This window comes from Sphingobacterium sp. UBA7038 (genome assembly GCF_002494055.1).
GTDB lineage: Bacteria > Bacteroidota > Bacteroidia > Sphingobacteriales > Sphingobacteriaceae > Sphingobacterium > Sphingobacterium multivorum.
In genome coordinates this window covers 131417-146313 of sequence record NZ_DLAV01000015.1, presented here as the reverse complement: position 1 = coordinate 146313, position 14897 = coordinate 131417, and the positions used below count along the sequence as shown (strand labels likewise).

The window sequence follows — 14897 nt, the reverse complement described above, 5'->3', positions numbered from 1 at the left end:
TTCCATTATACCTGCTTCATCCTTAAAGACTAGAGCTTATCAGCAAAGCAAAATATTATTGCCTTATTGTCGAAAAGTTATCGATGATCTGCATCAGGACCAAGGCTTACTCAATCGGAGATGGATTTGGCCCGATGCCGCTGAAATACTCTACCGCACGCGAAATCATCGGCAATTGAATATTTTCGGGATGGTCAAATCTGAATTCCTGCTCTCCATCCCCTGTTTTGATAACAACTGAATTTCCAAAAATGGAAAAACAAATACGACCAAGGCTTCCAACAATTTCACAACTGTCTACCTGATTTTCTTTGGCAACATTAAAACACCAACTTCCATGAAAAACAAGCTGATTATTAAATAAAATGGTCCCTGTGGTTTGATCGGCAACAGCACTGTCCCTATCCTGAATTAAGCTAAAACCATCGTATGAAATCGGCATTCCAAAAAAGTAAAGCATCAAATCCAATTGATGAGGGGCTAAATCAAAAAAGTAGCCGCCGCCCGAAACAGCAGGATCAGTACGCCAATCTCCGCCACTTTTAGTTACCAGGTCGAGCGTTCTGCTTTGCCATAAACGGAGTTGCACCGTCCTTAGCTGGCCAATTTCACCGTTTTCAACAAGCTCTTTAACCTTTAGAAACAAAGGCAATTGTCTACGGTAATGCGCAACAACCAATTTCCCGTTACTGCTTTTTACTTCCGCCAATAATGATTCAGCCTCTATCGCATTTAACGTAACGGGCTTTTCAACGTAAACAGATTTCCCTTTACGCAGGGCAGATAGTGCATACGCGAGATGAGAGGACGGTGGCGTTGCGACATAAATCGCATTGAGATCGATATTATCAAGTAAATCGTCAGCGTCTGAATACCATAGGGGTACCTGATGTCGCTTAGCATAATCAGCAGCTTTCGCCGCATCCCTTCGCATGACAGCCATTAGCTGACTATTATTTATCCGATTAAACGCAGGTCCACTTTTTTTTTCTGTGACATCACCACAGCCGATGATACCCCATACTATTTTAGGATTGTCCATAAGTATATTCAAATTATCACTAAAATTCTAACCAATCCTCCCTATATCTGGCCGTAATTACAGGACATACATGGAAGTACTGGTCTGAGTTCTTAGGGCTTTTCGCGCCCCACAAATCGATTTTTACCCAATAGAAAACCGATCGCCCTTTCGATGTTTTTTCTTCGACTATCCGCAGTTTTTAAGTTAGAAATATAACGGATAATTTCCTTTTGCTTTGATGGAGACAATCCATCAAACACCTTTAGTGCATCCTTATTTAGCGCAAATGCTGCTTCGAGTTCTGGATGAGGCAAAATAGTCCGGTCTTCCGGATCAAAAGCGATTGTTATGGTTAACGTCTCGCCGATTCGTTTCGGCGAGTTCGCCAATATAACCGTGTTAATGTACAGTCTCCACTCCCCCTTAAATCGCAGCAAGGTCTGAACATAATCTTTTTCATTAACTTTTCCCTTCACAGGAATATAACCTTTGTTCATTCCCGCATCCTTAAATAGGTTTTCCAGAATATCAGCAGGAACAAAAACAAAAGGATTGATACCGATAATTTCCAATTGTGCTTCAAAGGCAAACATGACACGATCAATTAGGTGATTAATTATACTTCAGAATAGCATCAATAAGTGCCAATTCATCCGCCGTAAAGTCTAGCCTATCCAGGGCCTGGAGTGAATCAACCAGTTGCTCACTATTTCTGGCCCCTACCAAAACGGAGCTTACACGTTCATCTTTCAACAACCATGCAATTGCCATTTGAGCCAATGTTTGGCCTCTTTGTATCGCCAGATTATTCAACCGGTCTATCTTCTCCATCAATTCAGCAGTGATCATGTCACTTTTCAAAAAATGCTCTTTCGAAGCGCGCGAATCTGCCGGAATGCCACCTAGGTATTTATTGGTCAACAGTCCCTGTGCCAAAGGAGAGAAAGCGATCGCTCCGATTCCTTCTGCCTGCAGCACATCCAAAAGCCCCTCCTCAGGTGTCCGCACCAACATCGAATATTTAGGCTGATGAATAAGGCATGGTGTCCCCATTGCACGCAATAACGCAGCAGCTTTCTGAGCAAGATCAGGAGGATAATTGGACAAACCCACATAGCAGGCCTTTCCTTGATGAACAATATCTCGCAATGCGACCATCGTCTCTTCCAACGGTGTATTCGGATCCGGTCGATGATGGTAAAATATATCCACATAATCGAGCTTCATCCGTTTTAAGCTCTGGTGTAAGCTGGCCATCAAATATTTACGACTTCCCCAGTCACCATACGGCCCCGGCCACATGGTATACCCCGCTTTAGTGGAAATTAAAAGTTCATCACGATAGCCCATAAAATCGCTACGCAATATATGTCCAAAGTTCTCTTCTGCACTTCCCGGAGGCGGACCATAATTATTGGCAAGGTCAAAATGGGTAATCCCGTGATCAAAAGCGGTCACCAAAGTTTTGCGGAACACCGCTTGAATATCGGTTTCACCAAAATTTTGCCAAAGCCCCAATGAAATGGCTGGCAAGAGAATGCCACTCTTCCCACAGCGTCTGTAGGGCATATGCTGATATCGGTTTGGATTGAACGTCACGTTACAAAGTTTATACCTGCAAAATACAAAACTATTTCCAACAGTCCAGCCTATTTCCCGTTTTCGTGTTCTTTCCTGAACCTCTTTTTAACATCATTTCATTTAATAGCTGCTCATGTTTGTAACACCATATCGATTGACAACAGATCATGATAACCTTCGGAGAACAGCTTTGATGAATAATTGTTTTTACCTATAAACGTATTTATATTGCATATAAAAAGCAATTTATCTAAGTTTGGTCTTATCCAAAAGTAAGGGGATTAATTAGACATAACATGATCGGCAGATTCTTCAGAAAATTCTATTTACATATTGTCATCTGGACCATATTATTGCTTTTGCCCTTTATTACGTACCTCTACCAGCCGGATAAAATCGCGGATTTCAAGCCTTATTCGGCATTATCGCATTTAGTAAATATTGTATTCCTGGCTACTCATTTTTACTTGCACTGCTACGTTGTTGCACCCACCTATTTTTTTGGTCGCAGAAAGATCTTTGTACTATTAATGGCACTTGGATTCGCCACCTATGTAGCACTGAACTACTGTATAGTCTATTTTAATCCAGATGGGGAGCTAGCTCATCTGACCAAGGAAAATATTCTTTTCGTACGATTGGTCATCGGCCCGGGCATTATTTACTCACTCTGTATGATCACCTCTTCGATGATCTTTCTCTACGATGAGCAAGCCCGACAAAAGGAGCTCAACAAACAGATTGCGCTTGAAAAAACAACGGCAGAACTAACGATGTTAAAACTTCAGATCAGCCCACATTTCCTATTCAATACGCTCAATAATATCCGTTGGCTCATTCGTAAACAATCATCAGATTCCGAAGACACTATTGTTAAGTTGTCCGAAATGCTACGCTACATACTTTACGAAGTAGACGGCCCCAAAGTCGAACTTTTTAAAGAGATCGACCATATGCGCAATTTTATCGCCTTACAGACCCTTCGTCTTCCTATTCAAGGAAATGTAGCACTGGATATCGAAGACAGAGTCAAAAACAGAATGATCCCCCCATTACTCTTCATCCATTTTGTGGAAAATGCATTCAAGTATGGTGTGGATAGCAAAACTGAACCACAGATACAGTTTCAATTTCAGGATACTCCAGGTGGCATTATCTTTATATCCCGAAATAGCATTTTACAACATACGGAACCGCGTCCAAACGAAGGGATAGGACTGACCAATGTACGCAGACGATTACAATTATTGTATCCCAACCGACATGACCTCAGGATCGGAAAAACCGATGCTGGAGATTTCGAAGTGACTTTAAAACTGATGACCGATGAAGATTAAATGTATACTAATCGATGATGAACCCTTCGCGCTCAACATTTTAGAAGACGACTTATTGAATTTTGAGCAAATCGAAGTCGCCCGTAAATTTAATGCGACGGCCGAAGCTGAAGACTATTTAAAAGATCACGCTATCGATCTGATTTTTCTGGATATTGAAATGCCCGATCAATTGGGTACGCAGTTTATTCGCGAACTCACTCCACGCCCCTTAGTTATCTTCACCACGGCCTATCACCAATATGCTGTTGAAGGTTTCGAGCTAAATGCCGTAGATTATCTGCTTAAACCCATTTCAAAAGAACGACTCGCAGCCGCAGTCCGAAAAGTGGAAGAAAGTATGCTGCTCCGTGCAAAACAGCTACCCGAACAGGATCATATTATCGTCAATGTAGAATACAAAAAGACGAAAATTTTTCTCCATGAAATCAGCTACATCGAAGGCTTGAAAGACTATGTGAAAATATACCTGGTCGACCGTGAATCGCCACTTCTTACGCGCAGCAACCTCCGAGGGATGGAAAAAATATTACCTACAGTCGATTTTCTACGCATACATAATTCCTTTATTGTCAACAAAAATCGTATTGAGCAGGTCGGTCAAAGCAAACTCACCTTACCCGAAACTGCCCTTCCTATCGGTAAAAAATATATTAAAAATATCGAACAGTTTATCTAATGCTACAGGTACAAATTGAATCGATACAATTATCCGTTCGTCTACACATTCGCCGCTTCGGTCTACAGATGATTGCATAGCTAAAAAATCCTTTTCAAATTTGCGTACTATCGAACAGCCTAATCCGCGTAGCCGATAGCATAGCAAAGAAAAAATGAAAAGATTTATAGCAATAGCACTAATGGCAACTGCGGTTGCTTCTGTACACGCTCAAGCCCCTGCAGGCGGTCGTCCTGCTTTCGCCATGTCCGAAGGCCAGCTCTCCGGCCAAATTGTGGACAACACCGGGAAACCGATCGCGCAAGCTTCCGTGAATTTATTGAAGGTCATCAAGGATCAAGCTACTGGTAAAGAAAGGGAAATTCTCGTAAAAAGTACCAGTTCTTCAGAAAATGGAAAATTCAATTTCGCAGCCATTTCACCAAAAGAAAAATGGAAGCTAAAAATTAGCTCTGTAGGCTATGCACCGATTGATCTAGCTGTAGACTATACCGATGGAAAAACAGCCAAAGATATCGGCGCGATCAAACTGGAAAATGACAACCGTAAGCTCGATGAAGTCACCGTGACTGGCCGTAAGGCATTACTCGAAATGGACATCGACAAAAAAGTCTTCAACGTAGAGAAAAATATCGTCGCGGCTGGCGGTACAGCAATCGATGTACTCCGCAATATGCCTTCTGTACAAGTAGATATCGACGGTAATGTAAAATTGAGAAATGCAGCGCCAACGATTTTTGTTGACGGAAAACCAACCACGCTTACACCGGATCAAATTCCGGCTGATGTCATTGATAAAATCGAGATCATCACAAATCCATCTGCCAAATACGACGCTTCTGGAAGTATGGCCGGTATCCTCAATATTATTCTGAAAAAAAATAAGAAAGCTGGATACAATGGTATGGTCACCTTAGGTGGCGACCGCTTTATCGGGACCAACTTTATGGGTAGTTTAAATCTGCGTCAGAATAAATTCAACATCTCACTGACGGGAATGAATATGCGCATGCGGACCAACACCGAGGGCGACAGCCACCGTACCAGTACAATTAATGGCATAGAATCGACAGTAGATCAAGATATCGAGGGCAAAACAAAAGGTATGATTACCTTTGGCCGGCTTGGCGTAGATTACGACTTAAGTCCCAAAACAACGCTATCTGTCGCCGGAGTGTTGGTTCAGGGTAAATTTAAGCCTAATGAAAATTCAGCAATTTCCACCACTTCAGGGGGCAGTACTTCAATGAGCGATCGCATTTCCGAATCTGAAAGAAGCTTTAAACCACGTGGCCTGCAAGCTGGTCTCGTCCAAAAATTCAAAACTGAAGGCGAAGAATTGTCTGTCGATTTCAATTACTTTGGCGGTAATAACACCTCAAATGGTCTATATACGACCAATTATCGCAATGCCAGCGATGAGGTCAGCGGAACGCAGATCCAAAAAAACAACGGCTCCGGCAACAATAAATTTATGACTGTGCAGGCAGATTATGTCAAACCGTTCAAAAATGGCATGAAACTCGAGACCGGTGTGCGTGCCCAGATCAATAAACTCAAAAACCTCAACACGAATTCCTTAAAAGCAGTGGATAAGGAGGATTTTGAAAATATCACCGCAGCTTCAGCGAACTATAACAATAAAAACAGTGTCTATGCAGCTTATGCCTCACTTGGAGGAAATCTCAAAGACTGGGTATCCTATAAAGTTGGGTTGCGCGCAGAAAGCTCAACGTACGACGGCGAACTTTTGAATACAAATGGAAAGTTTCACAACAAGTATCCCCTTAGCTTATTTCCTTCTTTGTTCTTAAGCAAAAAGCTAACCGAGAAAGACCAAATACAGATGAGCGTAACCCGTCGTGTCAACCGTCCGAACTTCTTTCAGCTTATCCCTTTTGTTGACTACACCGACAGCTTAAATATTACACGTGGTAACCCCGATCTTGTACCAGAATTCACCACTTCGGGCGAACTTTCTTACAGTCGTACACATGGAAAAGGTACATTTTTGGCAACGGTATACTATAAATCTACAAACAACCTAATTACACGTTACCTGACACAGGAACTCAATCCGGTGACGAACAAAATGGACTTCATTAATACCTATATCAATGCCAATTCCAGCAAAAATTATGGGGCCGAATTCACGTATACCAATAATCTCAAAAAATGGTGGGATCTGACAGCAGACCTCAACTTCTACAATTCTAAAATTGAAGTTGATGAGAAAACACCATCGGAAGGTATGTGGACAGTATTTGGAAAATTGAACAATACATTCAACTTACAGAAAAACTGGAACCTACAGCTTGCTTTTGAATATCAAGGTAAAACAAATATGCCAGTTACACAGGGCCAGACATTCGGCCCACCAATGAACCAGGCACAAAGCTCTTCCCAAGGCTATATCAAACCATTCTATGGTATCGACTTTGCCATCAAGAAAAGCTTCTTGAAAAATCAGGCTGCCTCCGCAACATTAGCCATCAATGATATCTTCAGAACACGTGGCAATACCATTGTTTCATCGGGTGAAGGATTCTCTCAAACCTATTATCGACTTTCCAATCCGCAGTTGATCAAATTGAATCTTTCCTACCGTTTCGGAAAAATGGATATGAACATGTTTAAGAAAAACAAAAACCAGAATTCAATGGAAGGCATACAAATGCAATAGCATGTGGATCATATCACAATCAAAAGCGGGTATTTCCTACAAGAAATACCTGCTTTTTTATTCAACAGTGTCAAAGAACTAGACAACTGTATTGGAGATATTCTTCTTTTCAAGTATTGGAACAATTTCCAGTAGATCATCAATCACATAATCGGGATTTGCGGATTTGAGTTGAGCCACATTATGTGCGCCGGTTGTGATACCGATACTTAAACCACAGCCTGCTTGCTGCCCCTCCTGTATATCGATAATAGAATCTCCAATCTTTACGACAACACCTGGATCAGCAATTTCAAATTTTTGCATCGCTAATTCAATCATATCTGGATAGGGTCTGTTTCGAGGCACATCAGACGCTGTAATTAATGCATCTACATCCTTTCCTACTTTCCAGTTAAGCTTTTCTAAAAGCGACTCCGCAGTTTTTCGGTCATATCCCGTATTCAACACACGTAAGATATCACGGTCTTTCAATATGGCAAAAAGCTCCTCAGCATTCGTATTTGGATAAATTTCTTCTACTTCATAAGCATGCTCCAGCTCCCCTAAAAACAACGTAAACATGCGTTGTGCCAATTCATCATCAACAAGATTCAGGCTATTTTTAAGTACTGTTTTGATCGCTTGTAACTTTTCCTTACCTGCGCCATGCGCCAATACTTCCGTTAATGTAAGTTCATAGCCTCCTACCGTATTTATTGCATTTCTAAGCGTCTTATACACAACATTATTTTCGTTCACTGTCGTACCTGCCATGTCAAATACGATCATCTTAATTGCTTCTTTCATTTGATTAAACCTAAAAGTTTAGCAAAAATAAAAAATTGTTAAATAAAACTAAACAACCCCGTATTAATTTAATGCTATATTTTAGTTAAGAAACTTGATTTAACGAATCGCAAAATAATAAGTCCAAGCGATAAGCAAGATTTGAAACGGAATACGAAACCACAAATAGTTTGGACCAGGTCCATCGAAAGTAGCCGTCTCATAATTTATATGCTTCAAGTTTGCCCGGATATTTGTGGGTAATACCAGTAGAAAGAAGACAATTAAAAGGATTCCCGTTATGCGGCTCATCTGCGGGACAAATAGCCCAATAGCAGCAAGGGCTTCCAACAGTCCGGTTGCATAGATCATTTCCTTTTTAAATGGAATAAATTCGGGCAGCATCAAGGTCATTCCCTCCGTATATAATAAATGCCCCAATGATGTAAACAGCAACATAACGGCTAGTGCTATTTTGCCAGAAAAAAAATAATCCACCGTGCCTTTCAACAACAGGGTACTTAAATTGGAGACAACAAAGACAACGATCAATACAAAAAATGGTTTCATCTTTTTTATAACAAAAATAGGTACCCTTCTTTTTGTTATCAATGAACATTTGTTAATAAATGCCTTTTCTGATTCGGCTCAATGATTACGGTCTAATACCAATATAAGAAGCCAGATATTTTAAGGGAATATTGCGAATCAGCTCGGGCTGCTCACGCAACAAATTGATATACCTGGTTTTTGCCGAATCTTCGAGTAGCGTCAGTTCCCGTTTCATTTTTTTTAGAAAAATGTCCTCAACCGCTTTCCGACCAATTAGATTCCCAACCGTTGTTGTTTGATATACCGCATGGAGATCCTCAAACGATATCCGCCATAAAATACAATCCGTTATTGCCTCGAGATGATACGATGAAGGCTGTTGTGTCAAGAAGGAATCGTACCCACTTACAAAAGAGTTTTCAAAAGCGAATCCAAAAGTAAAATCATAGTCCAGTTTTGGGATATTGAAACGTACAATTCCTTTTTCAATAAAAGATAAATACTGTTCAGTTTTTCCGATTTCCAAAATCAGTGATTTTTTTGGAAACTCCATCTTAACAAGCTTAGCGGAAAACACTTCCCAGTCCGTATCATTCATGACAACGAGCGATTCGAAATATTCTCTGATCTTGTCCATGATCCTTATTTTTTAGGAGCAAGATAAAAACTTCTGTCCAAATATAGCGTAATGATTATTTACTATTTAATCGATTATTTATTTCAACAAACATACGGTCTATTTTACCAAAAAATATTAACTTAAATACTATAAACTTTAATCATGCTTATTCTTAACGAAAACGGTCCAGAACGTTGGCCTGCCTTTAGAAAATTAGGTTTTCGATTTTCTTTTATTTTCATTTTGTCGTTTATTCTTGTTTTCAACAACGGCACTTATCCATTATATGGCTATATCAGCTCTCCCCTCAACCATTTTATGCAAAAGTTGACTCCCTGGTTTGCAGAAAATATATTGGCCTATTCTTACGACCACAGCATCTTCATCAACGGAAGTGGGGATACCTCCTATGCCTGGATATCCTTATTGATCTTATTCCTACTAGCATTAGTCGGGGCAGCTTTATGGTCCATATTAGATCGAAAAAGAGCGAACTATAGGATCCTTTTTTACTGGTTAACCACAGCAATACGTTATTATGTTGCTTTTATGCTCATCAACTATGGTCTCATCAAAGTCTTCTATATGCAAATGCAGCCGCCGAGGTTAACACAACTCCTGCAGCCATTGGGCGAATATTCCCCCATGGGCCTCGCATGGACTTATATCGGTTATTCTCAAGGCTACAATATACTCATTGGTTCAATAGAAATATTATCGGGCCTATTGCTTTTCAGAAAAATGATGGTTTTGGGTGCACTTATTACGGTTGCGACCAGTATCAATATTATGGCTGTTAATTATTTTTATGATGTTCCTGTCAAAATGGTCTCCACAGCACTCCTGCTATTTTCCATATTTCTACTGCTTCCCTACTTAAAAGCATTGTGCGAAATTTTTATTTCAGGAAAACCTGCACAGTTACTTCCTATTCAACAACCCCTATTCAATAAACGCTGGAAAAGAAAAAGTTTGTTTATCATCAAATTGGCCGTGTTACTTCTCTTTATAGTGCAACAGGGCATGGGCATATTAAATACAAAAAAAATGATCGCTGAGTACCTAACGAAGTCACCACTATATGGAATCTACCGTATTGATCAAGCTGGAACACCACGCAAAACAATCCCCGAAAATTGGCGGCTTATTGTTTTCGAAATTGATAACAATAAGGTCTTAATACGCAACACAGACTATAGCCCGCAAAGAGAGAGCGTTGTAATTGATGCTGCGGGGAAGAAAATCACCTTAAACAATTATCAATTTGATTATCAAATCAACAAAGATGGAAATATTCTTCTGACAAAAGCCTTCGATGACCAGACAGCGCAAATTAAACTAATTAAACAAGACGTGCAAGCTTTCGAATTAAAGCAGCGCAAGTTCCATTGGGTACAGGAATATCCCTATAATCGTTAGATAAGAATCGCAAAATTGAATAAACAAATCGTGCATTTAACGCCGCTCAGACCAAAATAACTATGTTTAATTCTGCAAACATAACAACATGCGACGAACAGGTAGAGCATCTCGGTTTTTTATATCGAATGCGGAATATCAGAGTACACACCTGCCATATGCTCAAAAGCAAAGAGGTGCTGACCCTTATCTTAATACACTCGGGAGGAGGTATCCGTCAGATTGATCATGGGCAACATAATATAATGGGTTACCAAATTCATTTAATGTTCCCTGGTCAGTCAAGTTCTTTCTATTTTTTCAAAGAAACCGCTGTTTATCATTTTAGAATTCCCTGGCAAAATTTTCAAAAATTATGTCATACGCTTTCAATCAACATAAAACTTCTTAAAGATTATCCGATACTTCAGATCGCAGCATATGAATTTGAGAGGCTTCGCTATGAATTCGATAAGATCCGTGAGGAACTCTCTCGTTATCAGCCACTATTATCACTCATTTTATCACGTTTGGGAACTAGCTTACTAGAGATTAACCGCTCCTTAACCAAACACATCGATAATTTAGGACCATATACTTATCCAGCCATCCTGAATCGCTTTCTTGAATTGATAGAACTTCATTATAAACAAGAACACCATGTCGCTTATTACGCAAATTTATTGAATATAACTGCAACAACTCTTTGGATACAAACACAGCAATACATGGAGACTACCCCCCTCAAACTGATTCATAATCGTTTGTTAAAGGAAGCTATACACCTGCTGCGTTTGGGGGCCAATCCAATCAAGACTACGCAAATTGAATTGGGTTTTGAGGACTCCGCTACGTTCTCTCATTTCTTCAAAAAACAGACAAATATGTCACCTTCAGCATATCAAAAGAAACATTTACCGCATAAAAAAACATAAAAATGGCTCCAACGTGATATACATGAAGCCAATATTTATTAAGAAAACCGCATTATAACTATCTTTTTTTCAACGTGATATTATCCAAAAATGCGTTTTTCGTTCCTACATTGGTAAATCCGATCCGAACTATTTTTTTATTCGGATTGATCTCCTTGCCAGTGACAAAATTAACCGCCTGTTCTCCACCTCTCTTTCCTGAATTAGCTATTAAAGTCTTTAAAGTCGATAACTTTCCTGTTACGACAGCAACATCATCCACTTCCGCCTGAACTTTACCTCCTTTACTCCAATAGCCAAGCTTGAAGTCTTGTTGAGGATCCAAATAAACATATTGCTCTATTTTTTGACCCGGCGCAAGTACGACCGCTTTACTGCCTTTTTCTCCACGCCCTTCTTCGATGACCGCTGCTCCTTCCCAAGGTGCAAGGCCAGCCTTGCCCTCAAAATCAGGATTCGGCAGTTCATTACCATCCTTTAAAGGCCAATTATAAGCCCGAATATAATCGACCTCCATATTGACTCCGCCTTCAGAACCATAGGCTCCAAGAAATACATTCAAAAAGTGGTTGGGTGAATAAATCTGATTTTTATTCGTATACTCCTTGATCAGGTCTCCATTGATATAATGTTTAATACTGGTAGGTGTCCATAATACCCCATGTGTTACCCATTGTCCCACATGTTCATACCCCTCCGCAATATGTGTAGCAAGATTACGTTGAAATACCCCTTTTTGATCGACATGTCCATGTATCACAAATTGAGCTGTAATATACTCGAAAACGTCTATTTCAAAAAGCTGTCCCTTGGGACGAATGCCTTTAATTCCGTCCACTTCAGATCCTTCTTGAAGATAATAACGAATATCTGGTCCTGGTGAATCAAACCAAAAAGCTGTATTTGTTCCCTTTGGATTACCCTGGCGGTTGCGTCTCACCTTAACTTCAAAGTACCCACCTTTGCTGTTGTCCAATAGATTTTCATTGGACTTCCAATCGTAGGTTTGGATGGATGAAATCTTTTGGTTGCCACCCTCCGTAAAAATCCGCTTGGGAATGGTATCATTGACATACAGATTGATCGCTGATCCATTTAAAGTATAAGCGGGTTGTGGCAAACGATCATGCAACATTTCATCCTTGGATTTTTCATTCAGATAGTTCAGGGACGAGAAATAGTTGGTCGTCCATTTATTCCGATTAAGTAACTGATCGTTAAATTCATCCTGCCAATAGACTTCCATACCAATAGGAACAGCTCTTGAGCTTGGATTCTTTTGCTCCTCATCGAGTTCAGTATCATCCAGCTGCCACTTCTTGCTCGTATACACTTTTCCATTCGCCAAGGATTTTCCTGTAGCAGATTCTATCCAGATATAATAGGTCGTTTCAGGCTCCACCTGCTGAATATAATAACGTTTGGCACCTTCTGCTAATATCGCATTGGCTGTTTGCGGTTTCTTATTCGTTTTTGCCCAAAAGACTTTCGCTCCGGACATGCTCGGTTGATTATCCTTCGTGTCTACACGGATCCAACTCCGGGTACCCAATAGCTGTAATGGCACAGTTGACCTTGTCGTTTGGGCTGATAACCCTAGCACTGACATTACCTGAATACCCGCAAGAAATAGATATTTTTTCACAATTTTCTTATTTTATAAACGAACAAACTATAGTCAATCTGCTTACGAACAGACTATAACCTTACGATAATAACGAGAATTATCAGCATTGACAACTCTGATCAAAACGCAACCGTTTGTTCAATTTAGCGATTCCAACAAATTGTGGGTCAATAACGGTTTATCCATCCTTACGGCAGATAAGACAGTTAAATTATGTATATTGCTTTAAGCGGTTTGGTTTGACAATTCCGTCAGATACATCGATTAATTTTTAATACAATATGAATACACTAGATAATTTTAATCAGCCTGCAGATCTTGCGCAACATTGGGTTGATGCCTGGAATCAACACGATCTGGATACAATTATGCGACACTATAGTGAAGACATTGACTTTCGCTCCCCCATTATTCAGAAAATGGGTGTGAATACGGCGGGAAATATAAACAACAAAGAAGAATTAAAAGCTTATTTTAAAAGCGCACTGGAAAAATATCCAGAACTTCATTTTGAGCTTTACCACATACTTACGGGCGTAAACTCCATGGTACTTTTCTATAAAAGCGTCAACGATTCGCTTTCCGCGGAATATATGGAATTAGATGTACATGGAAAAATATGCAAAGTTTCAGCGCACTATAAGGGACTATAGTGAAAAATCTCCACAGGACGACGACTTGTGGAGATTTTTAGGTTAATTTAAGGTGATACTGATTGCCTACTGGCTCAAAATTGGTTTCTGAATTATCAATCCATCTTTTTGTCATTGAAAAAAAGCCGCTTGGAAAATCCAAAACGGCTTGATATATAGCGTAAAAAAGTTTCAACATAGACTATTCATGCAACACCAAAATCGCTTTAACCGATCGGTTCAGAACTTCATTCACCGTACTACTTGCAAATAAACGATAAATCATATTATGGTTGCGTTTGACCAAACATAGAATATCGGTCTGATTGTTTTCCACAAAATCAACGATCGCATACGATGGGCGTGTATCATCCTCATCCACATAGTTAAAGTTGATAGTTACGTTAGGAAGCAACTGACGCATTTTTTTCTCCCCATTACGCACCAGCTTTTCGTCCAAATCCCTTTCTGAAACATGTAGAATTTCCAACTTCTTGGGGTCCGAAAGTTTTAAAATACGATTGAGCGCTTTGACATCACGCACAGACAATTTTGTGGTTTTGTAATCCGTTGCCAATGTAATGACCGGAATAGCGGACAGATTACTTTCAGGAGGTACAATCAAGGTCGGAATACGCAATTTTGTCACAGCCATACTTGCATTACTACCGACAATTTCTTTAATGCCCGTCGCCCCAGTGATTCCCATCACCAAAAAAGAAACATCGGTATATTCAACATACTTTGTGACTACATTCCGCAGATAACCTACTTCGACAACAGATCTCACTTTAAGGCCATTGTATTTATTTTCCTGAACCACCTGATCAGTCCATTCTTGCAAAGCAGCTCGTTTTCTAGCGTAATAATCTTCTATAAAGATCGCGTTATAAGTACTGTTGTTGATCCCTTCTGTCGGGTGTATGGCGTGTACAACAGCAATTTCCATATGCAAACGAGAAGCCAAAGACAAGGCATAACGCAAAGCATGACTTGCATTGATTGAAAAATCAGAGGCAACGAGAATTTGTTTCATTTTTTAAGTTTTAATATTAAACTGCC

At 39.9% G+C, this 14897-nt stretch carries 14 protein-coding genes; 6 read left to right on the top strand and 8 right to left on the bottom strand.

The window, feature by feature from the left end:
- Positions 1-106: 106 nt before the first annotated feature.
- From B3H30_RS09645 to B3H30_RS09635, 3 genes are all read right to left on the bottom strand, one after another.
- Positions 107-1042, bottom strand: coding sequence for a Gfo/Idh/MocA family protein (locus B3H30_RS09645; RefSeq protein WP_115050469.1), 936 nt, complete (start codon positions 1040-1042; stop codon positions 107-109).
- Between the two features lie 92 nt (positions 1043-1134).
- Complete coding sequence (locus B3H30_RS09640; protein WP_115050467.1) at positions 1135-1617, bottom strand: YdeI/OmpD-associated family protein; 483 nt, start codon at positions 1615-1617, stop codon at positions 1135-1137.
- A gap of 19 nt (positions 1618-1636) precedes the next feature.
- On the bottom strand, positions 1637-2593 hold the full coding sequence (locus B3H30_RS09635; RefSeq protein WP_115050466.1) for an aldo/keto reductase: 957 nt from the start codon (positions 2591-2593) through the stop codon (positions 1637-1639).
- Positions 2594-2901: 308 nt separating this feature from the next.
- Here B3H30_RS09635 and B3H30_RS09630 point away from each other — a divergent pair, with 308 nt between their 5' ends.
- The 3 genes from B3H30_RS09630 to B3H30_RS09620 all read left to right on the top strand — a co-directional run bounded on the left by B3H30_RS09630 (position 2902) and on the right by B3H30_RS09620 (position 7304).
- Positions 2902-3942, top strand: coding sequence for a sensor histidine kinase (locus tag B3H30_RS09630; protein WP_112376049.1), 1041 nt, complete (start codon positions 2902-2904; stop codon positions 3940-3942).
- Positions 3932-4621 (top strand): LytR/AlgR family response regulator transcription factor, encoded by a 690-nt coding sequence (locus B3H30_RS09625; protein ID WP_046675364.1) that lies wholly within the window; start codon positions 3932-3934, stop codon positions 4619-4621. The genes B3H30_RS09630 and B3H30_RS09625 overlap by 11 nt, the downstream gene beginning before the upstream one ends.
- Before the next feature lie 154 nt (positions 4622-4775).
- The gene (locus B3H30_RS09620; RefSeq protein WP_115050465.1) at positions 4776-7304 is read left to right on the top strand and encodes an outer membrane beta-barrel family protein; all 2529 of its coding nucleotides are present in this window, start codon (positions 4776-4778) and stop codon (positions 7302-7304) included.
- Between the two features lie 78 nt (positions 7305-7382).
- Here the strand turns inward: B3H30_RS09620 and B3H30_RS09615 are convergent, their stop codons facing one another.
- The 3 genes from B3H30_RS09615 to B3H30_RS09605 all read right to left on the bottom strand — a co-directional run bounded on the left by B3H30_RS09615 (position 7383) and on the right by B3H30_RS09605 (position 9261).
- On the bottom strand, positions 7383-8093 hold the full coding sequence (locus B3H30_RS09615; protein WP_115050463.1) for an HAD family hydrolase: 711 nt from the start codon (positions 8091-8093) through the stop codon (positions 7383-7385).
- A 99-nt stretch (positions 8094-8192) separates the two neighbouring features.
- The gene (locus B3H30_RS09610) at positions 8193-8642 is read right to left on the bottom strand and encodes a DoxX family protein (protein WP_070567990.1); all 450 of its coding nucleotides are present in this window, start codon (positions 8640-8642) and stop codon (positions 8193-8195) included.
- Positions 8643-8727: 85 nt separating this feature from the next.
- Positions 8728-9261: a Crp/Fnr family transcriptional regulator gene (locus tag B3H30_RS09605; protein WP_115050460.1), complete on the bottom strand. Its 534-nt coding sequence runs from the start codon at positions 9259-9261 to the stop codon at positions 8728-8730.
- 144 nt (positions 9262-9405) lie between these two features.
- On the opposite strand from B3H30_RS09605, the gene B3H30_RS09600 reads away from it, so the two are divergent.
- Together B3H30_RS09600 and B3H30_RS09595 are read left to right on the top strand one after the other, a co-directional pair.
- Positions 9406-10662, top strand: a complete 1257-nt coding sequence (locus tag B3H30_RS09600; RefSeq protein ID WP_115050458.1) for a hypothetical protein — start codon at positions 9406-9408, stop codon at positions 10660-10662.
- Positions 10663-10790: 128 nt separating this feature from the next.
- Positions 10791-11576, top strand: a complete 786-nt coding sequence (locus B3H30_RS09595; protein ID WP_286834028.1) for a helix-turn-helix domain-containing protein — start codon at positions 10791-10793, stop codon at positions 11574-11576.
- 58 nt (positions 11577-11634) lie between these two features.
- Here B3H30_RS09595 and B3H30_RS09590 read toward each other — a convergent pair whose 3' ends face one another.
- Positions 11635-13221 carry a glycoside hydrolase family 16 protein gene (locus B3H30_RS09590; RefSeq protein ID WP_201649498.1) on the bottom strand — a complete coding sequence of 529 codons (1587 nt, stop codon included), beginning with the start codon at positions 13219-13221 and terminating at the stop codon, positions 11635-11637.
- A gap of 263 nt (positions 13222-13484) precedes the next feature.
- Between B3H30_RS09590 and B3H30_RS09585 the strand changes: the two genes are divergently transcribed.
- Positions 13485-13856, top strand: coding sequence for a nuclear transport factor 2 family protein (locus tag B3H30_RS09585; protein WP_046675354.1), 372 nt, complete (start codon positions 13485-13487; stop codon positions 13854-13856).
- A gap of 181 nt (positions 13857-14037) precedes the next feature.
- On the opposite strand, the gene B3H30_RS09580 is transcribed toward B3H30_RS09585, so the two are convergent.
- Positions 14038-14871, bottom strand: coding sequence for a universal stress protein (locus B3H30_RS09580; RefSeq protein ID WP_046675350.1), 834 nt, complete (start codon positions 14869-14871; stop codon positions 14038-14040).
- Between the last annotated feature and the right edge of the window lie 26 nt (positions 14872-14897).

What these genes read in the sequence shown, in the direction of transcription:
- B3H30_RS09615 (WP_115050463.1), bottom strand. Translation starts at nt 8,093, where the DNA reads ATGAAAGAAGCAATTAAGATGATCGTATTTGACATGGCAGGTACGACA.
- B3H30_RS09635 (WP_115050466.1), bottom strand. Translation starts at nt 2,593, where the DNA reads ATGCCCTACAGACGCTGTGGGAAGAGTGGCATTCTCTTGCCAGCCATT.
- B3H30_RS09610 (WP_070567990.1), bottom strand. Translation starts at nt 8,642, where the DNA reads ATGAAACCATTTTTTGTATTGATCGTTGTCTTTGTTGTCTCCAATTTA.
- B3H30_RS09645 (WP_115050469.1), bottom strand. Translation starts at nt 1,042, where the DNA reads ATGGACAATCCTAAAATAGTATGGGGTATCATCGGCTGTGGTGATGTC.
- B3H30_RS09580 (WP_046675350.1), bottom strand. Translation starts at nt 14,871, where the DNA reads ATGAAACAAATTCTCGTTGCCTCTGATTTTTCAATCAATGCAAGTCAT.
- B3H30_RS09605 (WP_115050460.1), bottom strand. Translation starts at nt 9,261, where the DNA reads ATGGACAAGATCAGAGAATATTTCGAATCGCTCGTTGTCATGAATGAT.
- B3H30_RS09600 (WP_115050458.1), top strand. Translation starts at nt 9,406, where the DNA reads ATGCTTATTCTTAACGAAAACGGTCCAGAACGTTGGCCTGCCTTTAGA.
- B3H30_RS09585 (WP_046675354.1), top strand. Translation starts at nt 13,485, where the DNA reads ATGAATACACTAGATAATTTTAATCAGCCTGCAGATCTTGCGCAACAT.
- B3H30_RS09640 (WP_115050467.1), bottom strand. Translation starts at nt 1,617, where the DNA reads ATGTTTGCCTTTGAAGCACAATTGGAAATTATCGGTATCAATCCTTTT.
- B3H30_RS09595 (WP_286834028.1), top strand. Translation starts at nt 10,791, where the DNA reads ATGCGGAATATCAGAGTACACACCTGCCATATGCTCAAAAGCAAAGAG.
- B3H30_RS09625 (WP_046675364.1), top strand. Translation starts at nt 3,932, where the DNA reads ATGAAGATTAAATGTATACTAATCGATGATGAACCCTTCGCGCTCAAC.
- B3H30_RS09630 (WP_112376049.1), top strand. Translation starts at nt 2,902, where the DNA reads ATGATCGGCAGATTCTTCAGAAAATTCTATTTACATATTGTCATCTGG.
- B3H30_RS09620 (WP_115050465.1), top strand. Translation starts at nt 4,776, where the DNA reads ATGAAAAGATTTATAGCAATAGCACTAATGGCAACTGCGGTTGCTTCT.